Raw genomic sequence first — 21,201 nt, forward strand, 5'->3', positions numbered from 1 at the left:
CGTTGAACTAACGCTTTCGGTTCGCCCAACGCAGCTCTTCATATTGATTCTCAAGCATCTCCCGCTCACGTTGCTCGTGTTGTTCCCTGCCAATTCCCTCCTGCTGGCTTTCCTCATCCTCATAGATTCGCCATAGGTCAGAGAACAGATAGTCTTTGATTTCTACCACTTTTCCCTTCAAGATTCCGTTTATCCAAAAAAGTCCCGTGGAAGTACGCATAACCATGCGGCCATCCGGTGTTTCCGCCTTTTGACCCATTCGAATAGCCATAAGCATCTGGCCGAAAGTATACCATTCCATATCTGCTAATACCTCCTAAATTTTAGTTGTAATGGAATAAAGAGAAAGCTATAATCAGGGCAAAAGAACCATTTTCGTAAAAATTTTATAGGAGGGTTGTTATGGATTGGCTAAATGACTACGAAGATGAACTGCGCTTGGTATTCCAAGAAAGCAGACGGATTATTTCTGAATTTCCAGAACCTCTAAATCAACAAGGCATGTCCTATCTTGAGCATTTTAACGTATTTAACGCTGAAAGCCACAAAAACTACATATGTTATCTTTTACCCTTTTGGCTGCAGAAGGGATGCGGAATCTCTGCAGAGGTTACTCGCCAGATGTCGATGGGCAACGTCTTTTTTATGTTGTATTTCTTCATACAGGATGACCTGATGGACAGCCAAGAATCCTCCGCATACGAAAAATTACCCTTGGCGAATTTGCTTTATGTCGAATTTTTAAATATCTACCGGATACTATTTCCGGAGCCATCTGCTTTCTGGATCTTATTTAATCGTTATATCATGGAGTGGGCAGATAGTGTTAGCAACGAAAATACCAGTGACTATTTCCTTAATGATCGGGTCAAAATTTCCTATAAAGCCAGTCCGCTCAAGCTATCCAGCACCGCTGCCCTTCTGATGTCTGGAAAGAGTGATTTAGTGCCGCAAGCTGAAGAACTTATCCATTCGGTTTTGCTTACACTGCAAATGCTGGATGACTATGAGGACTGGAAAGAAGATTTATCCGCGGGCAACTATAATTGTCTTCTCTCCCTAACTCGCAAACATCTGCCAAACAGCAGTGCAGCTAAACTCACTTCACAAGAGGTCGAATTTTATCTATTCACTGCAAATGGTCTACATACCTATACGGAATTAGCACACGACACACATAACAAAGTTACAGCTTCCGACCTTAATGTCCCTCATCTTATCGCGTTCCATTCCATGCTAGTAAGTAACTTACAACAGATCTCTGATTCCATCGAAGCGGACAAGCAGCTCTTGCTAAACGGAGGATTATATCATTGGTTGTCAAAAAATGTCCATTAATTCTATTATTTTGTAATAAAAAGAATAGTATTAGTAGTTTTGCTATGTTATATTATTAAAGGTAAATATATACAATTTGGGAAGGGTGATTATTATGTCAGAAGCAATTCTTAGAAATCAAGTCATTCAAAAGGCATGGGAAGATCCAAGTTTCAAGAAAAGACTACTCTCAGACCCAAAAGCGGCTCTCCAAGAAGCACTAGGCGTAATCATTCCCGACAGCGTTACCTTGAAAGCCGTTGAAGAAGGCTCCAACGAATTCTATCTTGTAATTCCACCAAGTCCTACATCCGATGTATTGAAGGCAACCGCAGCACCACGCGGTTCGTGGTAAGACAACAAGATTAACCCCCTAAGGAGTGAGAATCATCCGGAGCTTCTGCCAATGGCAGTATGGTGATGGATTCGGTTCCCACTCCTTTTTTGCTTGTGAATTTCACTTTACCTTGCATAGCTTCGATGATACGGAAAGTGACCATTAATCCAAGACCTGTGCCTTTATTCTTTTTAGTGAAATAAGGCTCTCCCAATCGGTGCAGGACATCCGCGTCCATCCCTTCCCCGTTGTCTTTGATATGAATAATTACGTTCTCCTCTTCCGCATACACCGACATATAGATAAATCCTTCGTCACGGAAAGATTCAATGCTATTTTTGATAATGTTGATGAAGGCTTGCTTAAACTTCGAGGAATTCCCCTTCACCCATAATTCGCCCGATACATCAAGAATCATTTTTCCTCCATTTAAATGACAAAGCGGCTGCATAATACTCTCAATATGCTTAAATTCATTATACAAATTCAGACTGGAAATCGTCTCAAATTCCGGTTTTGCGAAGGTTAAGAAATCCGTAATGATCCCGGAAGCACGATCCAGCTCACTAAGGGCCATCGACATAAATATTTCCTCTTCACCAACGGATTTCTCGCTAAGCAGCTGAAGGAAACCCCTAGTTACCTGGAGTGGATTCCGCACTTCATGAGCAACAGATGCAGCAAGCTCGCTAATAATTTCCATTTTTTCTGAACGCTGCAATTCGTTGTTAAAACGCTCTAATTCTTTAGAATAGTTAACAACCTGTTGATGGCTATAGGCTAGTCTTCGCTCCAGAATTACGATCAAGGAGATTATGAAGGCAACAATGCCCCACTTCCACAAGAATAAATCATAGTTCCCCTTATGAATGTAATACCACAGTAACTCTGACACTACAGTAAATGCAGCCGTTCCAAAGCCAATGGCAAAAATGATAGCGTCCCTATTCCCTTTAAGCGAAAATATAATCACACATACGATAAGCAAGATGAACTGAAGGATGAGGATGAACCCGATAATAGTGGTGGATACAAAATAATAAAACTCAATATAGCTATTATTCGATAGAAAATTGATCAAAAGACATAGCAAACAAAATGAGGAGTAAATGACTTGAAATTGACGAAAACGACGGACGATCGCATATTTTCCACTGCCAAATATTTTTTCAAATAAAAGAGTAAGCGCCGGTAAAAGTGAGAATAAAGCCAAATCAAGAAACACATTACTAATCGCGCCCAAATTGCTGTAAAAGGTATAAATAAAAGGAGAATAGGTTATCGAGAGAATTCCGGTTGAACCTATTACAACGGCTAGTGAAGCCACACTGGAAAAATAGTCCCTATTAATGTAGAGAGAACTTATAAATAGAACGATAGCCACAAGAAAAAAAGCACAGCCCAAAATCACATCGCTGAGTCCATTTTTAATATAATCATTGATTAACAGGTTGTGTTCACCGATCACTACTTCATTTTTAATTCCGATTCTATCCTGCAGCGTTTCAGTCCAAATGTATAATGTTTTCCCACTATCGCTTTGACTCAAAGGCAACAACAAAGAATAGTTATCCTTAATATAATTACGATCTTCCTCGAAGATTAAACGGTCGTTCACATACACCTTCACATGAAGAGCATATAAAGTATCAATGTAGATTGAAGGGGAGATATAACTAAAGTTAGGTATGGAAATACGAGTCCAAGAAGTGGATACGCCTGATGGCAGATGTGGGATTTCCTTCGTAGCATTCACATTTATCCAATACTGCTGGTCATTATTCTGAGGAACCACTACGCCGCTGTTTTCGCTTCCATCGCCCCATCTCATCTGCCAACTGGTAATTTCTTGGGATGGATATGGGGTCGCTGCTGATACAACAATTGAACTATATCCTATCAGAAGGAGAGTAAGGGCTATTGCTATATGTAGGACTTTAATCATCAAGCGCATATATGCACCTCAGAAGTAAGTATCAGAAACAATATTCTGTCTGTACTACTTCGCTCAGCCCCTCACTCTTTCCTTCTAAAAAACGGAATTATCATAAATTACTTCTAAATTCTTCTAAGTTCTGGTATTTTTACTATAATTTCAGTCCCTTCCCCTTTCTCACTGCGAAACTCAGTGCATCCCTCCATCGCCTCAATAATCCGAAAGGTTACCATCAGTCCAAGCCCCGTTCCTTTGGTCTTATTGGAGTAATAAGGTTCCCCTAACCGAGCCAGCTCATTCCGGTTCATCCCTTCCCCATTATCATGAACACTGATTATTATATGTTTTCCAGACTTCCAGGCTGTGACTTTAATCAGCCCATTGTCCTTTAAAGCTTCAATACTATTTTTGAGAATGTTGATAAACGCTTGCTTGAACTTGGCAGATGATCCAGTAACGTAAAGTCCTGGCTGCAGGTTAAGTTCAATGACGCCCCCTTGCAGATTCGCTAACGGAGAAAGAATACCCGTCACATGCCTCAACTCTTCGGACACATCAAGCTGCTCTACGGTTTCAAGTCCTGGTTTAGCGAAGGTTAGGAAGTCTGTAATAATGAGCGTAGCTCGATCCAGTTCTGTAACCGCCATTTGCAGATATTCCCGCTCCTTTTGATCTGAACGCTCCCCAAGAATCTGCAGAAACCCTCGGGTAACCTGCAATGGATTCCGTACTTCATGCGCAACCGAAGCTGCCAGCTCACTAATAATCTCCATCTTCTCCGAGCGCTGCAAATCATTATTGAACTTCTCAAGCTGATGGGAATATTCAATAAGCTGTTCATGGTTTCTAGTAAACCTTCTTCCCAGAATGACGATTAAGGCAATTACGAAAATCACCACTCCCCATTTCCACCAATATAATTGATAGGATTGGCCCGATACATAGAACATGACCAGTTCGCTAAGAGACATGAAAGCAAATATTGAGAACCCTGTAGTAAAAACAACAGCATCTACATTCCCACGATTCGCATGAATAAACGCTAAGCTGATCAACAATATAAATTGCACAATCATAAGGATACCCAGCACACTCGTAGTCATCAATCTATAAAAGTCATCCAACTGATATGACAAAAGGATATTAACAACCATTAGAGAAAAACAGAATATAGAATAGACAATTTGAAACTTGCGGAATCGGGTAACGATTTTCTTTTTTCCTGGACCAAATATTTTTTCAAAATAAAATGTAAAGGAGGGCAGAAGCGTATATAATGCTACATCAAAGAAAACAAGTACAATCTCTCCATAATCGCCTAGGATTGTCGGCAGGAACGATGAATACGTTACCACTAACACGCCAATGGATAAAATAATCAGCACCAATAGAAATCCGCCGGAAAAATAACCTTTTCTCATGAATAGCGAGCAAATCAGCAGTACAATCGCAATAAAAATAAGCGTCGTTCCAATGATCAGATCCATTAAGCCCTGCTTTACATAAACAGATAACAGCTCATCGTATTGGCCTACTCTTATTTCGCCGTGGATCCCTAAGTCTTTGCTGCCACCATGGGTCCATAAATATAGCTGTTGTCCTCCAACACTTTTGGACAGAGGAATGAAAACCTTACTGCCATTGAAATTAAAATCTTTTCCGGAATCATATATTAATTCGTTATTTAAATAAGCCTTAACATTATTTCCATATACTTTATCTATGAATAACGCAGATTTATCACCAATTTGTGGTAAAGTAAACCGCAGCCAGGCTGAGGTTGCCCCACTTGGAGTCTCTGGGCTTTTCCCATGAGGCATAACACGAGTCCATTCTTCATCAAGAGCTGCCACAGCTTCTTCAATATGATCTACTTCTATACGTTCAAATTTAATCTCCCAATTGGGCAGCGTAGAGTCTGATGATTCAGCACTCACTATCGCCGTACCAAAAGGGACCATAGCGGTCAGCAGTAGAATTAATAAAAAAGCAGCCGCTATATTGGGCTTTGGCAACTTCATCGTAGCACCTCAGTAATTCATTAGTTGTTTAAACGTTCATATATGCTTCTTAATTTCGACAAGCTTCGCACTATCCCTGCCTATTCTTGTAAATTTTCTCGAAAAAGGACGTTTTTCATCGGCTTTTGCTTTCACCCATTTTTTACTAATCCAATATAGACATACCCATTTATTGGATCAGCGATTCGATCATGGTCAAACGGGTAAAGATAAACATAGGAAGTTCAAATTTTATCATAAAAAAGGAGTGAACGGCTATGGATAGTTCACCAAATAAAACTGAAGCTGACTTTGAATATGAACGTTATATACAAGCTGATATGGATGAAGAGGATATTGTTGATGATGACGCAGATCCTGTCTTGGTTGGCGATAAATACTTGGCAGCAGATATTGGTTTAAACTCACCTAAGGATGTGATCGAAAGAGATGAGTTGGTGGAATCCGATGCATATCTAGCCGCTGAAACCGCAGGATTAACCCTAGATGATACGGATTATACTAAGGATGAGGAACTCTTGGAGATGGAAGAAGAAGATCAGCCGCTAGAGGATGTTCCAGATGCAGACGATGTATATCCAAATTCCATTATTGACCCTGCCTCCCCGCCAGTGGATGTTATGCCGGGAACAGACGTTTTGAACGGTTCGCAGGGAGAATAGCAGCTTAATATGAATAAAGCCGCCGGGCTATGAGCCCGGCGGCTTTATGTTGTTTCTAAATAACAACATGCTCATTGAGTTAGCAGTTAGCCCTGCATCGTTGTTGGCTGTTCTGCGGGACGAGCAGCGGCGATTTGCGCTTCCAGCTTGCGGGTCTTAACCAATATCGCTGCTACCAGCAGCATCACTCCATTGATTACAAACACCCAGCGAATTGGAATAACCGCGCCCAATAAGCCGCCGATAATCGGTCCAGCCATCGTCGCAAGCTGAGATGCCGCCTGATTCAGGCCAAAGGCCCGTCCACGGAATCCCGGCTCAATTACTTGTACAATCATGGCATTCACTGACGGCAGCACACCTGCATAGAACAAGCCGTAAGCAAAGCGAAGGATAGCGAACTCTACATAGCCCGAAACAAAAAACTGTAGTATATTACCGATGCCGCCCCCGATCAGTCCAATAAATAAGATCATCCCAAAGCCCTTTCGGCTACCGATTCTGCCCCACTGCGGAGCCATCAGCACCGTAGCAATCCCCACAGCAGAGAACACTATTCCCGAGCTTAGCGAGGCACTATTTTTGGAGATCCCCATGTCCAGTAGATAAATTGGGATTAACGGTTCCAGAATCATAACGGAGAAGGTACTGATTCCCGCCAGCGAGAGCAAAGTAATAAAGGCTCGGTTACTTCTCGCTTCCCTGATATCATCACTTACATGTGACCTTGGAGCCGAACGGTCGAAGTTCTCCTCTTTTGCAAAAAAAGTAGCAATGAGCGCTGAGATAAGTACAATACCCGCCGAGAATAAAAAAGCAATCCGGTTGCTGGTATAATAGCTCACTACACCGCCGATTAATGGCCCAATAATACTACCTGTAGCTCCGGCTGTAGACATAATACTTAAAGCGTACCCCGTCTTATGCTCAGGGGTATTGGTAGCTACCATTGCAATAGCTGCTGGAACAAAACCGGCAAGCAGTCCTTGCAGCACACGCACAATCAAAAAAACATAAGGATCATGTACAAAATAATTAATAAGGTATAAAGCTGCCAGACTAAAACCCGAGCGAATAAGCATCGGTTTCCGACCATACTTGTCGGCTAGCGAACCCCAATAGGGAGAGATTAAAGCGCTGGCAAGAAAGGTTATTCCAAAACTAACCCCTGACCAAATCTCCAAATGATTTGAAACCCCAAGTTCGTCGCTCAAAAAAATGGAAAGGAAGGGAATCGAGATCGAATAAGCTGTACTACAAAAGAAAACCCCTATCCAAAGCACGATCAAATTCCGCTTCCACGAAAAGAGCATCCTATGCACATCCTTTCTCGATGTTCTCTTTGGAAACATCCTACCATTGTAAACTTCTTTTTAAGATGTGCCAATCCCAGAAGTCATAACTGACCTTTGCATGTAATAGGACAAAGGAGGTATTATGGGAAGTACCTACGAGATTATTCAATAAAAAGGAGAGATTATTTAGTGAAGTCTACACGAACAAAATCCGCTATTCTTCTGATCATGTTATGCCTGGTCATGGTTATTGCGGCAGGTTGCGGTAACAAGCCAAACAATAACAATGCAAGCAGTAATAATGGAAGCAGCGGATCAGCACCTGGGGAAGGTGCAGCCCCAACTGAAGGCGTTCCTTCAGCTACGGCAAGTCATCCCTTAGTAACCATTGAAATGGAAGACGGGGATATCATCCAAGCTGAGCTATACCCTGAGGTTGCCCCTAACACCGTAAACAATTTCATCTCACTTATTCAAAAAGGATTTTATGATAACACTATATTCCATAGAGTAATTCCTGACTTCATGATTCAAGGCGGCGACCCTGATGGCACAGGTATGGGAGGCCCGGGTTACAGTATCGCCGGAGAATTCTCTGGCAACGGGTTCACCAATAACCTTCTGCATACAGAAGGTGTTCTATCCATGGCAAGATCACAGGCTCCTGACTCTGCCGGTTCCCAGTTCTTTATTATGGATGCAGCTTACCCTAGTCTAGATGGAAGCTACGCCGCTTTTGGTAAAGTAACCGAAGGTATCGAAGCTGTAAAAAGAATTGTGAGCCTGCCTCGTGACGGTTCTGATCGTCCAGATGAGCCACCAGTAATGAAAAAGGTGACGGTCGACACCTTCGGCGTCACTTACCCAGAACCCCAAAAGGTTCAGTAATTAGGAATAAGCAGAAGCGACGTTACCGTCCTCGAAAGAGGATAAACGTTTCTTGTAGAAATAAAAGAACATAAAAAACTCGGCAGTCCCTCCGAAGTTGTAATCGGATGGAGCTTGCCGAGTTTTTTTACAGCTTATCCCCGCAGCGATCTTCTGGTAAGTGCATGTTGACCATTACGCAGGAAGGTGCTGCGGCTATTTCTTAATAGCGCTATCCGGTCCTCTGCAAGCTGGTTCGCAGCGGCATAAGTAGGTATTCCGTTCAAACGGGAAATTTCCATTACGCGGGTAATATTATCGTAAATCTTCGCCACCTGCTTAAAGGCACGTTCCTTATTATAGCCGTTCAGCTCGTCCGCAATATTAATGACGCCACCTGCATTAATCACGTAATCTGGAGCATATACAATCCCCATCTCATGAAGTGCATCACCATGCGAGGAATCCTTCAGCTGATTATTAGCAGCTCCTGCAATCACTTTCGCCTTGATTACCCGTAAGGATTCGTCGTTAATTGTCGCTCCAAGAGCGCAAGGAGCATAAATATCACAATCTACACTGATGATATCGCCTGGATCTACAGCCTTAGCGCCATAGGCCTCTACTGCACGTTGAACGGCTGGTTTATGGATGTCCGTTACGATAAGCTGTGCTCCTTCTTCATGAAGATGTTTGCACAGTGTAAAGGCCACGTTCCCCACACCTTGAACAGCTACTGTCTTCCCTTCGAGCGAATCACTGCCAAAGGCGGCTTTAGCGGCTGCCTTCATTCCTTGGTAAACACCGTAAGCCGTTGCTGGTGACGGATTGCCCGAAGAACCGTACGTAGGTGAGGTGCCAGTAACATAATCTGTCTCTTGATAAATAATGTTCATGTCCTCTTCCGTAGTCCCTACATCTTCAGCAGTTATGTACCGTCCATTTAAACCTTGTATGTATCTTCCGAAAGCACGGAACATGGCTTCATTTTTATCCTTCTTGGGATCTCCAATGATTACTGTTTTCCCACCACCCAAATTCAGGCCGGATACTGCATTTTTATAGGTCATCCCTTTTGCTAATCGAAGCGCATCAACAATAGCTTCCTCTTCCGTAGCGTAGGTCCACATCCGTGTTCCACCCAGTGCTGGTCCCAGTGTCGTGTCATGAATCGCGATGATCGCCTTTAATCCCGATGCCTTATCCTGACAAAATAATAATTCCTCGTAGTCGTCCCGTTCCAATGCTGCAAACAATTCCATCTCCAATATCCCCTATCCCTTTGTCATATTCCTCATGCTGGTTCAAAGTTCATGCAATTAGAAGAGGATCAGTTGGATCCCCTCCCAAAATATTGTAGCAGAATACGCCGTAAAACAAAAAGAACTCATGTCACCATCTTAACTACTGATGGGGCATGAGCTCTTTTTATCCAATCTACTCTCATAGACAACTGTCAAAATGCTTTACAGTTTAGCAATCGTCTCTGTAAGTACCGGTACGATTTGTGATTTACGGGATACTACACCTTTAAGAAGGGCTTTATTGTCATCAAGCTTCACGTTGTACGCCTGTTCTACTGCACCTGCAACACGGCCCAGAGCCAGACCCACCGAATCGTTGTTGAGGATATCTGTAACTACGAACAGGAACAGATCCAATTCTTTTTCAGCAATAATGGAAGTCAGTGCAGTTTCCAGTTCAGCCTGCTTGGAGAGTACATCATTAACGTCAACCGCGTTCACTTGGGCGATTTCTACTTTGTATTCACCCATTTTGAATTCCTTAGCATCCAAGGAGATCAGTTGAGCGATACTCTTGTCGCTAAGATCAGCACCAGCCTTCAGCATATCAAGGCCGTAGCTTTCTGCATTTACACCAGCAATTTCAGCCAATTCGCGCGCTGCCGCTACATCTTCAGCGGTGCAGGTTGGAGATTTAAACAGCAAGGAATCAGAAATGATTGCAGACAACATCAATCCGGCGATGTCTTTAGGGATAGCTACACCGTTTTCTTTATACATTTTGTTAAGTATAGTAGCAGTACAGCCTACTGGCTCAGCACGATAGTATAACGGATGTGCAGTCTCAAAATTAGCGATCCGGTGATGGTCGATAACTTCAACTACACGCACTCGATCAATGTCATTCGCACTTTGTTGGCGTTCATTATGGTCAACAAGAATAACCTGATTAGCTTCTCCAGCTACGTTCTCTACCAGACGAGGAGCCTCTACTCCGAAATGATCAAGCGCAAATTGCGTTTCACCACTAACGTCTCCCAGACGAACTGGCTCAGCATCCCAGCCTAATTCTTTTTTGAGTGCTGCATAAGCAATTGCCGAACAAATAGTATCCGTATCCGGATTTTTGTGTCCAAAGACCAATGTTTTTTCCATTTCCAATCTCCTTACTATGTTTTAGTGAGATTAATATACCATACATTGATAGCGGCTTCCAGATTGTGCGGGCTGAAAAATTGGTTTAGCCTCTCCCACCTATGGTTGTTCACGTCTGGTCTTTGGAAGCGGATCTGGTTTGGACTCACCATGCAGCGGTTCATTATCGGAGAAAAGATCAGGATTCTCTTTTAGCATCAGGCTTAAAATATCCGTCGTTTCTACTGTTCCACACACTCTAACTAGCGCATCCCCGAAATTCCCCTTACGCATGGCACCGCCTTCCTCAAGCTCGCGTTCCACTTTCCAAAAATGCTCCGACCAAGAGAGACCACAATGTCTGCGAGAAGGCACCATGATTTCATCGCCACCCGGCGTCACAGTATATAATTCCTCATGACTATCCGTCATTCTGCCCGGAATATCCACCCACTCTTCAATACCGTGAATGAACGTATTCCGCCGCAGATCGACGCCCAGCAGTACTATTTCCGCCTTACGATCAAGCAGCTTGCCCCATACTGAACCACGGGCGCATGGCGTATCCCAACGTTCATCCCCTGCAGTAAACGCCTCAGCATCAACACCCAAAGCCGCTACAGAATGAGTCGGATGCCAAGAGCGAACAACGCCCGGACGTTTTCTGAACAGCTCCGGTAATATCCCAACACAAGATGGGGAATCTTGAACAGAGAAGCGTGGATTATCCGCATTAATATAAGCCCATGTATGCGTTGGCAAAACAAGCAGCCCGTCCTTCATATATTCGCTGAGTGCATCCAGCACCGTGTTCGCACCTCCTTCTACTTCGCCAACACTTTTTAACGAGGAATGAACTAGAATGGTCCCCCGTGGATCAATCTCCAACTCCTGTAATTGTTTCATCAAGCTTGTTGTTGTGTGCACTTATACTCTCTCCTTATGTATGAATTAAATTTCATGAAACATTAATATCCACTTGCAAAAGTTTGTTATTACTATTAAAATTATAGTAACTTAATAATATTCACCAATAATTCTATCGATATTAAAAATAATCCACAAACCCTAAGCATTTACACGGAGGTAACTACCATGAGCTTAACGTTAAAAGGACTTCACCATGTCTCAGCTATTACTGGCAAAGCACAGGAGAACTTTAAGTTCTATACAGAGGTACTCGGACTTCGTCTCATTAAAAAAACAGTAAATCAGGATGATATTTCAGTGTACCATTTATTCTATGGAGATGAGAAGGGCAATCCCGGAACCGAATTAACCTTTTTTGAACTTCCGATGGCGGGCCGCAACCGCGAGGGCAATAACAGCATCTCCGCCCTCTCCCTTCGAGTCCCAAGCGATGCCGCACTTACCTATTGGGAGCAACGCTTCACCGAACTTAACGTGGAGCATGGGACGATACAGGTACTTGGTGGACGCCAGACTTTATCCTTCCGCGATCACGAGAGTCAACGTTTCATTCTCGTATCCGACGAAAATGATAACGGTGTTGCCGGCGGTACTCCTTGGGCTAAAAGCCCAGTGCCTGCCCAATATGGCATTGTAGGCTTAGGTCCCGCACATCTCACAGTCGAAAGTGCAGAACATACAGCGGTGGTGCTGGAGCAGTTGCTTGGCTTCCGCCGTATAGGAACCTACCCTTCAACAGTTGCCTGTCAGCCAGATGTGATCGTATTCGAGACCGGTGAAGGCGGGTCAGGCACTGAGGTACATCTGGAGGAACGCAATGATCTGGATCAAGAGCATTTGGGACGTGGCGGGGTACATCACGTCGCCTTCCGCGTCGATAATGAAGACGAATTGAAGCAATGGATCGAACACATCCGCCAGGCACAGCTTCCTAATTCCGGTTTCGTCGACCGCTTCTACTTCCGTTCCCTCTATTTCCGTGAGCCTAACGGCATCCTTTTCGAGCTAGCTACAGACGGACCAGGTTTTGCTACAGATGAGCCTATGGAAAGTTTAGGTGAATCGCTTGCGCTGCCGCCATTTCTGGAATCGAAACGCCAGCAAATCGAGGCGTATCTGAAGCCGCTGGATACTCGGCAATAAACCTCTTTCAGGTTACTAAATAAAAGGTGTGAGACGCTTATGCGCTCACACCTTATTTTTTTATTGAAGGTTAGTAGCTTTCCCTACAATATCTAGTAGCTCCGAGAGGTTTCGAATTTCGTATTTTGGCTGAACGCCGGACTCATTAATCTTACCGAGCGGGTTAAACCAGCAGGTATCAATCCCATAATTAATTCCGCCTTGAATATCAGAGGTTAAGGAGTCACCCACAATCAATACTTTTTCTTTATCCTCAATCCCCAATTTGGCAAAAGCGTAATCAAAAATCCCGGTCTCTGGCTTCTGACATCCTGCCTCCTCTGAGATAATGATCTGCTCAAATGTATCACTCAGCAGCGAGCCTTGGATTCTGGAAGTTTGCACATCCTTGATTCCATTCGTGATAATCGCCAGGCGGCACTCTGCAAGCTCTCCGCATAGCTCGATCGCTCCCTGCATCAGAAAGGTTCCTTCGCCTAAGAAACGTAGATACGCCTCACTAAATGATTCAGGATCAAGCTCAAGCGCATGTGCAGCAAACAACCGATTGAACCGCTCTACCCGCAGCGCCGCAGATGAAATCCTTCCTTGTTCTAAATCCCTCCACAATGCGTGGTTAATCTCTTGATAACTGGCAGCATAATCTGCTGCACCTGTGGGCATCCCAAAGTGTAGAAAGGCATTAGACAACGCGTGACTTTCTGCCATTCCATAATCAAACAACGTATCGTCGGCATCAAATAAAATAACATCGTATTTCATAAATATCCCCCAAAGAGCTTTTCTCAACAAGGTACTACAGCGATGCTGGCAAGTCAACTTCACACCTCTCACGACAAAATTTTACTTTTTTAAGGTAGATTTAATCGATCTGTGGTATTTTAAAAAGAAAACGGTGGTGAGCGTCATTTTATACGTTTTATCATTTCTAATGTCATTTCTTATCGTCTACTTTCTAATTCCGCCGCTCGGCAAGCTTGCTTTTCGGCTTGATTTTGTGGACAAGCCTCGGCAGGACGTTGAGCGTAAAATTCATAGAGAGCCCATTCCGCTAACGGCCAGCTACGCAATATTTCTCGGATTTTTTGTTACTTATCTGGTGTTCGCGCGTGATTTCTCCATGGAGACTGTCGCATTATTTGTTGGTGGAGTACTGTTGCTGACCATAGGCACGGTGGATGATTGGTACAAAACGAAGGGCAAAGATTTCCCAGCCCTGCCCAAGTTAATTGTACAAGTTAGCGCAGCGATCCTGGTTTATGCTTCTGGCAACGCCTTTACCGGATTTTACAATCCATTTTCAGGTGATTATATCATTTTGCCAGTCATTCTATCGTTTCTGCTGACGATTATCTGGATCTTCGGCGTAACCACTGTTATTAATTTCTCGGATGGCATGGACGGTCTAGCTGGTGCCTTGACGGCCATTTCGGCGGTTACGTTATTCGTAGTCGCACTGGCGAAGGGTCAATCCTCATCTGCCATTATGGCAATTTCGCTGATTGGCGTTACGCTTGCTTATCTGCGCTACAATAAGCCGCCCGCCAAAATCTTTATGGGCGACGCCGGGGCAACCTTTCTCGGCTTCATCCTTGCGGTAATTGCACTCGACGGCGCGTTCAAGCAAGCCACCGTCCTGTCGCTGTTCATCCCTATTCTGGCGCTGGGCGTACCGATCTTCGACAACATTTTTGTCGTAGTCAAACGTTTCATCCAAGGCAAGTCCATTTATCAAGCCGATGCCACCCAGGCTCATTACCGCCTGCTTCGGGCGGGCCTGAACCAGAAGCAGGTCGTTGCCGTGCTATGCCTGATTAGTGTTTGTCTATCCTTATCCTCTATCATTCTGCTGCTGATTGAGACCTAATGTATTAGGGACTAAGGGCATGTCTCATATACTGAGACTGCCTTTTGAAGTTATAAAACGAGCAAGATTCCGATATGGAATCTTGCTCGTTTTGTGTTTGAGGGTATTCTAGAGTAGCGAGAGATAGCTAAGATGCGATAGTTTGCCAGAGCTTGCGAGATCTACGGGATCTACGGTGATCTGCGGGATCTACGGAATCTACGTAGATCCATGGCCAACTCCGCAGCTTTTACTCTTACGGACTCAGTCGCCGTTATTCGTGGATTTGCGGCCATTTAGTGGTGATTTCGGACTCCAGAGACGCTATCTACCCAAAATGGACTCATATTCAGTCTATTTCTACCCAATAGCTGCATTGGAGTCCGATAGCACGCAAATTAGAGTGATTTGTTACTTTTAGCGACTCCTGTGTCCTTTAGCACCCTAACTCCAAATACATCAATCACCCATCGTTCTCTTGCGTAAACTCGGCTAATCTGCGATAAATTCCAACGATCTCTTCCATCGGCATTCTAACTAATCCGCTGGAAGAGGGTGCAACAAATTCACGGACACCATCTACCTTCGGAGGCACGTCCCCTTGAAATCCCCAGTTAGCTTTTGTTCTGCGACTAAACTCTGTATACACACCCTTACCTACAAAACAGGCGACTTGAGGCCGATATTTCTCCAGCTTGGAGCGAAGCAATTCCCGACCCTCCTGGTATTCTTCACGAGTAATATCGTCGATTCCCCGTGTGGGACGGGCAACAATATTTGTAAACCCATAGCCCAGCTTTAGCAAGTCCCCATCCTCAGACGCATCATACAACCGGGGAGTAAGTCCAGACTGATGTAATATTCTCCAAAAATTATTCCGCGGATTCGCGTAATGATGTCCTACCTCGCCAGAACGGATACTAGGATTGAACCCAATAAATACAATCTGTAATCCGTGATCTAAGTGATCTGGAATTTCATCCATGTTATTATGCCTCCTAACTAAACGTCGATCTAGTTCAACTTACGGGGTAAACACATTAAGACAGGAAGGCGGTATATGACCTGCCAACCATACCTTATTACCCGCATTATAAAAGGTTACACCCATTTGACCCGCTCTAATCGTATCAACGGTTAACAATATCAATTTCCCTCTGCGACTTCCGGCTAAACTGGCAAAATGAGTCCCTTCAGACAAATGAACATACTGCCGTCCCATCGATTGGAGTCCCTCCTCCAAAATCACAGAAAGCACACCAGAATGAGTTCCGTGAAAAAGTATAGCAGGCGGAGTCCCCGGCTCATAAGTGATTTTTGTATGGCTATGCCCGTACCGGGCTTTGATCCGGTCATCAACGATTTCCAATCGTTGCTTGTCGCAGCCTGCGACCACTTGCCGAATATCTCCCACAGTCACCTCTGACCATCTAGGAGTGCTGACAATAACAGACAGCAAATCATCCAACCTACAGGAACCATCCTCTGGATCCAAAATAAGACCATATTGCTCTGGGGTATGCCGCAGCAGCTTAGTCATAAATTTACTTAACGATACTTCCGCTGTATTGCTTAACATTATATTTCCACCTCAATGTTCCCTATTTATATTATTCTACAGTAAAAGATCTGCCGAAGCAGACTCCAGAGGCATTACAGCAATCGCACATCCATGTATTACCTCTTAATATGCAAAAAAAGACCATGGACTCTTTCGTCCATGGTCGGGCTTCACCTAAATACAGAACTCCTTACCAGTTAATACAGCAATGTTATTTTACCGGAAACGAATATACTGGTTCAGAGGCTGACCTGAAAGGTCCATTTCATCCTTATCCTATCTCCAAAAGCATAATCCAACTATCCAGTTTATGTCAACCAGTAGTCTTTTATCTGTAATCTTTTATCTGTAATCTTTTACTTACTTCTTAGCTTATTTCAGCAATGCTTTCAATTCAGATGTCATATCTGATTCTTTTAACATTACGAAATCGCTATAACCCTCTTTGTACATCAACTTCACAATGTAGTTGCCATTCTCAACACCATAATGGAAATGATGGGCCAAAACATCTGTTAATAGAACCTTATCCTTCGTAACAGCCGTACGATTCTTTTCACGCGCAAGCGCTACTCTTTGTTCAGGACTAGTAGGGTTCTTAGGTGTTTTCTCGTCCATATAATCATCTTTTATAATCTCTGCCGATTGGATATCTTCAGCTGTTATTCGTATTTTATCGGCATAACCTTTTTCGTTCATCCATTTCTCTAACTCATGAAAAGTTGACTTCCACGGATAATAATAACCATAATCTGTAGAAACTTGATTACTGTTCTCTTTTACCTTTACCTCTACTTGGATATTAGCCACATCAGGTTTTCCGTCCTTATCTATCTGTACTTCGTAGGACATATTCGAAATTTCGCGTTTGATAATCTGCTTTAGCTCTGAAATTTCCCCGGGATCCGAGATGGCTACTTTTTTATTCCTGTTAGTAACCCACATAAAATCCAGGTCTTTGTCTAAGAGAGCTAAATTATACTTTTCATACTTGTAAGCTTCGGTATCCTTAACCGCTTTGAGCTCTGATTCGAACCCCTTTTTAGGGATCCAGTATTCCCTCACTAGCTTGTCGCCGTTCTCCAATTGATAAGCCAGAGTAAAATATTCATAAACATATTGTCGTGACGTATGATCTGGACGTACCGTAACTACCGTTTGATGAAGTTTACGGACAGCTTCTATATAATCTTTATCATCGGAAAAAGGATTCTGCCCCATGTAGGGTGTAGTGTACAAATCATCCGTTGGGGTATACAACCGGTAGTTAGCTCCCATATATACTCCGCTAATCTTATCACCGGAAGGCACTCTGGCTTCATACCCCGTAACACTTGATACCGGGATATACAGAAGTAATCCCAACATTACTGCATAAACTGCAAACTCGGCTACCACTTTACGCGTCATAATCTGCCATGTTTTCCGAACAATCATTTCTGCGGCAACATAACCAATAATGGCTCCGATGGCATATCCACTAATCACCCAGCCCATTTGCTGTTGCTTCATTTGCGCAAAATAATTACCGGCAATAAGCATGGCACATAACATTACCCCTGCTTTAAACAGTGGATTGAAATATCCAAAAGCAATAGCCTGACCCGCTTTTTCCGTATTACGCTTACGGTATAACAGGTAGGACAACCCAATAAATAGAAGTGCCAATACCCCATAAATCCATAATTCTGTATTGGTGAAGGGTTTGCCGGTAAAATAATACACGATATGAACAAAAGGAGACCATATCTGCGAATTGGAATCATGCAAGTTAGAATTTGCATTTGCATAACCATAAAGATACATGGCTAAATGGCTGTGGATTAATGAGATCAGTACAGCAGGAAGAATAAGCAAAATATAAATGATAATTCCCTGAAGAATAGATTGGCCCGTACATATTCCCACAAAAACACTAAAGCAGAAGAGGAACAAAGTCAGAATACTAACTGTGATACACCATTGCCAAATATCTGCGCCTTGAAAAATATAAAAATTCCCACTCCATGGCTTAATAACGGCAACCACCCCAGCAGTTAACCAAACAGGCAGCAACAGTAAGGTAAGTCCACTCGTCAGATGAGCTGTAAATAAATGCTCTCTGCGTAAAGGCAGGCTATGCCAATGATCTGCGGGTGATTTTGCCTGAAGGTATCGGAATAAGAATAGTCCTGAGGCAACTGGGATCGTAATGATAAATAAGGCTTGCACACTACCAGCTATGCGAAATAAATGATCAATTTCCTGCGGTTTTGCATCCGGATTGTTGCTCATGAAGAGCTGCAATGGAAGAGCGAATAATAAGCCGAGTGCATATATAATCCCTATCCAGCCATGCTGGCGGAAGTTCTGGCGAAAAATACTGCTATTAAAGTAGTAATGGCTGCGCGTCATATCCGACATCCCCCATTTCATAAATAAAAATCTCTTCTAACGTCAATGGAAGCAAATCGAATACGTATGGCTCGTACACCTGAAAAGCCGCTTTGATCCGTTCACGATCCCCTTTTACAATATATAGGTTCACACTTCCCCGGCGCTCTTGATGCAGAACTTGTAACTTGGCAGCTAACGGAATCTCATGCCGTTCATCCCGAAACGCCACTTGAATCTTATGTGTATCCGCCTTAAGATCATCCAGATCCTTCTCAATCAACATCTTCCCACCATGCATAATCCCGACATGATCGCACAGATCTTCAATCTCACGAAGGTTATGCGAAGATATGATTACCGTCAGCTCGCGTTCAGCAACCTCCTGAAATAGCAGGTTTTTGATCTGACGCCGCATCACCGGATCTAATCCGTCAATCGGTTCATCCATAATCAGCACATCCGGCATACAGCTTAAACACAACCAGAATGACGCTTGCCGCTGCATCCCTTTGGAGAAACGACTGAGTTTGCGCTTTTTATCGAGCTGAAATACGGTTCCCAAATCTTCAAAACGCTTCTGATTCCAGCTCGGATAAATCGAGCGATAGAAGGCCGCCATTTGCAGCATGGTCGATTGTGGGAAAAAATAAGGAGCATCCGGCATAAAAATAACCCGTTGCTTAGTCGTCGGGTGTTCGAATACTGCTTCACCATCCACCCGCACGGTCCCCTTATCTGGAGAGTAGATGCCCGCCAATGTTTTGAGCAGCGTAGTTTTGCCCGCGCCATTAGAGCCGAGCAGCCCATAAATTGTTCCTTTATGTACCGTTAAAGAGATATCGTCGACTGCCTTCTCGCCTTGAAATAACTTGCTGACTCCTCGAATCTCAATCATCACTCTTCCCTCCTTCTCTTTGCTTCTCCACTTGTTGGTACAAAGAACTAATCTCAGCTGCGGTGAACCCAAGGTATACCGCCTCCGCCATCAGCCTCAGCAACTCATTCCGGACTTCCGCTTTTTTGATCGCATTTTGTTCTTTTTTCATCGGGGCTACAAAACTTCCTTTCCCCTGTAATGAATAGATATACCCCTCACGTTCCAATTCACGGTAAGCCTTCTGAATCGTATTGGGATTCACGGTTAGCTGCTGGGATAAAGTCCTTACAGAAGGTAGCTGTTCATCCGTCTGCAAAATACCATGCAGAATCATCTCCTTGACCTTATCGGTCAGCTGCTCATAAATCGGCTTCCGACTACGAACGTCCAGTTCGAACATAACCTTCCTCCTTCCACTATCTTGCATTAAATCCATTTTGATGTGTATTAACTGTACTACTATTATTGATACAGTTTGATTTATATGTCAACAAAAAATCCCCAAGATTATCCTTTGGGGATCTATCTATCCCTTGTTATTAATCAAAATTACGTCCGATTGCGCCGAGCCATCCTCATCCCCGTGGCTTTCGGACACAAATGACGCTGATTCCTGCTTTTAAGTTCACCTGAGGTTGACAGCGCCAAGCCCCCCTATCTCCCGTGGCTTTCGGACCCAGATGACGCTATTCGCACATTTTTCGTCTTTTGAGCAAAGTTTCGGACTCATGTGCAGCTATTGCCTAGAAAAGCGCTCATTTTGCGCGTTTTTCTAGGCAATAGCGACTTTGGGGTCCGTTACAACTCCAAAAGCCGCTGATTCCCACTTTTAAGGTCATCTGAGTCCGATCGCGCCGAGCCTCCTTATCCCCGCTAGCTTTCGGACCCAGATGACCCTATTCGCACATTTTTCGTCTTTTGAGCGAAGTTTCGGACTCCTGTGCAGCTATTGCCTAGAAAGGCGCTCATTTTGCGCGTTTTTCACACCAATAGCGGCTTTGGGGTCTGTTACAACTCCAAAAGCCGCTGATTCCTGCTTTTAAGCTCATCTGAGTCCGATCGCGCCGAGCCACCCTTGTCTCACGGGGCTCTCGGACTCAAAAGCCGCTGATTTCCGCTTTTAAGGTCATCTGAGTCCGATCGCGCCGAGCCATCTTAACCCCCGTGGTTTTCGACCTAGATGACCCTATTCGCACATTTTTCGTCTTTTGAGCGAAGTTTCGGACTCCAGTGCAGCTATTGCCTGGGAAGATGCTCATTTCCGGGCATCCGCTACAACAAACCTCCTAAGTAAACCAAAAAAAAGAGACGTCCCTAAGCCATTTAGGCATAGAAGACGTCCCTTTGAGTATTAGTTACTGTAATTAAGCATACCAGCCCCATACGAAGATGAAGAGCGTACCGAATATCGTAACTAAACCAACGAATAAGGCATAGGCGATATTGATGTAAAGTTCTTTCTTGGTATCTGCTGATTCACCAATATGCATGAACAGGAAGAGCTGCAAGGAAGCCTGAATGAGGGCTGTAACAAGCAGGATTGCCATGTTCGCAGTGTTGGATAGATCAAGGTAGATTACAGCAAGTGCAGCCACAGAAAGGACAAGAGAGGCTAAGAAACCCATCACATGGCGAATTGGAAACAATTGCTTCAT

20 protein-coding genes are annotated in these 21,201 nt (G+C 43.8%); 6 read left to right on the forward strand and 14 right to left on the reverse strand.

The window, feature by feature from the left end; genetic code table 11:
• Nucleotides 1-7 precede the first annotated feature (7 nt).
• Nucleotides 8-301, reverse strand: a complete 294-nt coding sequence (locus tag NST45_RS22615; protein WP_036676631.1) for a hypothetical protein — start codon at nt 299-301, stop codon at nt 8-10.
• 101 nt (nt 302-402) lie between these two features.
• On the opposite strand from NST45_RS22615, the gene NST45_RS22620 reads away from it, so the two are divergent.
• On the forward strand, nt 403-1,338 hold the full coding sequence (locus tag NST45_RS22620; protein WP_038568892.1) for a hypothetical protein: 936 nt from the start codon (nt 403-405) through the stop codon (nt 1,336-1,338).
• A gap of 94 nt (nt 1,339-1,432) precedes the next feature.
• Nucleotides 1,433-1,672: an NHLP leader peptide family RiPP precursor gene (locus NST45_RS22625; RefSeq protein WP_170914256.1), complete on the forward strand. Its 240-nt coding sequence runs from the start codon at nt 1,433-1,435 to the stop codon at nt 1,670-1,672.
• Nucleotides 1,673-1,682: 10 nt separating this feature from the next.
• On the opposite strand, the gene NST45_RS22630 is transcribed toward NST45_RS22625, so the two are convergent.
• Both NST45_RS22630 and NST45_RS22635 read right to left on the reverse strand, forming a co-directional pair.
• Entirely contained in the window at nt 1,683-3,599 is a 1,917-nt protein-coding gene (locus tag NST45_RS22630) for a sensor histidine kinase (protein WP_244886494.1), read from the reverse strand.
• 113 nt (nt 3,600-3,712) lie between these two features.
• Nucleotides 3,713-5,611: a sensor histidine kinase gene (locus NST45_RS22635; RefSeq protein ID WP_036676638.1), complete on the reverse strand. Its 1,899-nt coding sequence runs from the start codon at nt 5,609-5,611 to the stop codon at nt 3,713-3,715.
• A 257-nt stretch (nt 5,612-5,868) separates the two neighbouring features.
• Between NST45_RS22635 and NST45_RS22640 the strand changes: the two genes are divergently transcribed.
• The gene (locus NST45_RS22640; RefSeq protein ID WP_051490926.1) at nt 5,869-6,273 is read left to right on the forward strand and encodes a hypothetical protein; all 405 of its coding nucleotides are present in this window, start codon (nt 5,869-5,871) and stop codon (nt 6,271-6,273) included.
• An 86-nt stretch (nt 6,274-6,359) separates the two neighbouring features.
• Here the strand turns inward: NST45_RS22640 and NST45_RS22645 are convergent, their stop codons facing one another.
• A complete protein-coding gene (locus tag NST45_RS22645; RefSeq protein ID WP_036680852.1) occupies nt 6,360-7,586 on the reverse strand; it encodes an MFS transporter in 1,227 nt (408 codons plus the stop codon).
• A 210-nt stretch (nt 7,587-7,796) separates the two neighbouring features.
• Between NST45_RS22645 and NST45_RS22650 the strand changes: the two genes are divergently transcribed.
• A complete protein-coding gene (locus NST45_RS22650) occupies nt 7,797-8,456 on the forward strand; it encodes a peptidylprolyl isomerase (RefSeq protein ID WP_051491160.1) in 660 nt (219 codons plus the stop codon).
• A gap of 134 nt (nt 8,457-8,590) precedes the next feature.
• Here the strand turns inward: NST45_RS22650 and NST45_RS22655 are convergent, their stop codons facing one another.
• The 3 genes from NST45_RS22655 to NST45_RS22665 all read right to left on the reverse strand — a co-directional run bounded on the left by NST45_RS22655 (nt 8,591) and on the right by NST45_RS22665 (nt 11,740).
• A complete protein-coding gene (locus tag NST45_RS22655; protein ID WP_038568887.1) occupies nt 8,591-9,697 on the reverse strand; it encodes a Glu/Leu/Phe/Val dehydrogenase in 1,107 nt (368 codons plus the stop codon).
• A gap of 204 nt (nt 9,698-9,901) precedes the next feature.
• Nucleotides 9,902-10,834 carry a manganese-dependent inorganic pyrophosphatase gene (locus NST45_RS22660; RefSeq protein ID WP_036680844.1) on the reverse strand — a complete coding sequence of 311 codons (933 nt, stop codon included), beginning with the start codon at nt 10,832-10,834 and terminating at the stop codon, nt 9,902-9,904.
• 99 nt (nt 10,835-10,933) lie between these two features.
• Nucleotides 10,934-11,740: an AAC(3) family N-acetyltransferase gene (locus NST45_RS22665; RefSeq protein WP_052096796.1), complete on the reverse strand. Its 807-nt coding sequence runs from the start codon at nt 11,738-11,740 to the stop codon at nt 10,934-10,936.
• 168 nt (nt 11,741-11,908) lie between these two features.
• On the opposite strand from NST45_RS22665, the gene NST45_RS22670 reads away from it, so the two are divergent.
• A complete protein-coding gene (locus NST45_RS22670; RefSeq protein ID WP_038568883.1) occupies nt 11,909-12,886 on the forward strand; it encodes a ring-cleaving dioxygenase in 978 nt (325 codons plus the stop codon).
• 60 nt (nt 12,887-12,946) lie between these two features.
• Here the strand turns inward: NST45_RS22670 and NST45_RS22675 are convergent, their stop codons facing one another.
• Nucleotides 12,947-13,648: a YjjG family noncanonical pyrimidine nucleotidase gene (locus NST45_RS22675; RefSeq protein ID WP_036680840.1), complete on the reverse strand. Its 702-nt coding sequence runs from the start codon at nt 13,646-13,648 to the stop codon at nt 12,947-12,949.
• A gap of 169 nt (nt 13,649-13,817) precedes the next feature.
• On the opposite strand from NST45_RS22675, the gene NST45_RS22680 reads away from it, so the two are divergent.
• A complete protein-coding gene (locus tag NST45_RS22680; RefSeq protein ID WP_038568881.1) occupies nt 13,818-14,753 on the forward strand; it encodes an MraY family glycosyltransferase in 936 nt (311 codons plus the stop codon).
• A gap of 442 nt (nt 14,754-15,195) precedes the next feature.
• Here the strand turns inward: NST45_RS22680 and NST45_RS22685 are convergent, their stop codons facing one another.
• From NST45_RS22685 to qoxD, 6 genes are all read right to left on the reverse strand, one after another.
• On the reverse strand, nt 15,196-15,717 hold the full coding sequence (locus NST45_RS22685) for a mismatch-specific DNA-glycosylase (protein WP_076216007.1): 522 nt from the start codon (nt 15,715-15,717) through the stop codon (nt 15,196-15,198).
• Between the two features lie 39 nt (nt 15,718-15,756).
• Complete coding sequence (locus NST45_RS22690) at nt 15,757-16,311, reverse strand: RNA 2'-phosphotransferase (protein WP_076216003.1); 555 nt, start codon at nt 16,309-16,311, stop codon at nt 15,757-15,759.
• Nucleotides 16,312-16,665: 354 nt separating this feature from the next.
• A complete protein-coding gene (locus NST45_RS22695) occupies nt 16,666-18,708 on the reverse strand; it encodes a hypothetical protein (protein ID WP_143763188.1) in 2,043 nt (680 codons plus the stop codon).
• Complete coding sequence (locus tag NST45_RS22700; RefSeq protein ID WP_036680830.1) at nt 18,662-19,564, reverse strand: ABC transporter ATP-binding protein; 903 nt, start codon at nt 19,562-19,564, stop codon at nt 18,662-18,664. Before NST45_RS22700 ends, NST45_RS22695 begins: the two co-directional genes overlap by 47 nt.
• Complete coding sequence (locus NST45_RS22705; RefSeq protein WP_036680827.1) at nt 19,557-19,946, reverse strand: GntR family transcriptional regulator; 390 nt, start codon at nt 19,944-19,946, stop codon at nt 19,557-19,559. The genes NST45_RS22700 and NST45_RS22705 overlap by 8 nt, the downstream gene beginning before the upstream one ends.
• Nucleotides 19,947-20,910: 964 nt before the next feature.
• Nucleotides 20,911-21,201: a cytochrome aa3 quinol oxidase subunit IV gene (qoxD, locus tag NST45_RS22710; RefSeq protein WP_036680878.1), complete on the reverse strand. Its 291-nt coding sequence runs from the start codon at nt 21,199-21,201 to the stop codon at nt 20,911-20,913.

Source organism: Paenibacillus sp. FSL R7-0163 (genome assembly GCF_037969975.1).
Taxonomy (GTDB): domain Bacteria; phylum Bacillota; class Bacilli; order Paenibacillales; family Paenibacillaceae; genus Paenibacillus_AQ; species Paenibacillus_AQ odorifer.

Bases quoted from the DNA above. Each gene is read 5' to 3' on its own strand.
- NST45_RS22615 (WP_036676631.1), bottom strand. From the start codon at position 301: ATGGAATGGTATACTTTCGGCCAGATGCTTATGGCTATTCGAATGGGT.
- NST45_RS22620 (WP_038568892.1), top strand. From the start codon at position 403: ATGGATTGGCTAAATGACTACGAAGATGAACTGCGCTTGGTATTCCAA.
- NST45_RS22625 (WP_170914256.1), top strand. From the start codon at position 1,433: ATGTCAGAAGCAATTCTTAGAAATCAAGTCATTCAAAAGGCATGGGAA.
- NST45_RS22630 (WP_244886494.1), bottom strand. From the start codon at position 3,599: ATGATTAAAGTCCTACATATAGCAATAGCCCTTACTCTCCTTCTGATA.
- NST45_RS22635 (WP_036676638.1), bottom strand. From the start codon at position 5,611: ATGAAGTTGCCAAAGCCCAATATAGCGGCTGCTTTTTTATTAATTCTA.
- NST45_RS22640 (WP_051490926.1), top strand. From the start codon at position 5,869: ATGGATAGTTCACCAAATAAAACTGAAGCTGACTTTGAATATGAACGT.
- NST45_RS22645 (WP_036680852.1), bottom strand. From the start codon at position 7,586: ATGCTCTTTTCGTGGAAGCGGAATTTGATCGTGCTTTGGATAGGGGTT.
- NST45_RS22650 (WP_051491160.1), top strand. From the start codon at position 7,797: ATGTTATGCCTGGTCATGGTTATTGCGGCAGGTTGCGGTAACAAGCCA.
- NST45_RS22655 (WP_038568887.1), bottom strand. From the start codon at position 9,697: ATGGAATTGTTTGCAGCATTGGAACGGGACGACTACGAGGAATTATTA.
- NST45_RS22660 (WP_036680844.1), bottom strand. From the start codon at position 10,834: ATGGAAAAAACATTGGTCTTTGGACACAAAAATCCGGATACGGATACT.
- NST45_RS22670 (WP_038568883.1), top strand. From the start codon at position 11,909: ATGAGCTTAACGTTAAAAGGACTTCACCATGTCTCAGCTATTACTGGC.
- NST45_RS22675 (WP_036680840.1), bottom strand. From the start codon at position 13,648: ATGAAATACGATGTTATTTTATTTGATGCCGACGATACGTTGTTTGAT.
- NST45_RS22680 (WP_038568881.1), top strand. From the start codon at position 13,818: ATGTCATTTCTTATCGTCTACTTTCTAATTCCGCCGCTCGGCAAGCTT.
- NST45_RS22685 (WP_076216007.1), bottom strand. From the start codon at position 15,717: ATGGATGAAATTCCAGATCACTTAGATCACGGATTACAGATTGTATTT.
- NST45_RS22690 (WP_076216003.1), bottom strand. From the start codon at position 16,311: ATGTTAAGCAATACAGCGGAAGTATCGTTAAGTAAATTTATGACTAAG.
- NST45_RS22695 (WP_143763188.1), bottom strand. From the start codon at position 18,708: ATGAAATGGGGGATGTCGGATATGACGCGCAGCCATTACTACTTTAAT.
- NST45_RS22700 (WP_036680830.1), bottom strand. From the start codon at position 19,564: ATGATTGAGATTCGAGGAGTCAGCAAGTTATTTCAAGGCGAGAAGGCA.
- NST45_RS22705 (WP_036680827.1), bottom strand. From the start codon at position 19,946: ATGTTCGAACTGGACGTTCGTAGTCGGAAGCCGATTTATGAGCAGCTG.
- qoxD (WP_036680878.1), bottom strand. From the start codon at position 21,201: ATGAAGCAATTGTTTCCAATTCGCCATGTGATGGGTTTCTTAGCCTCT.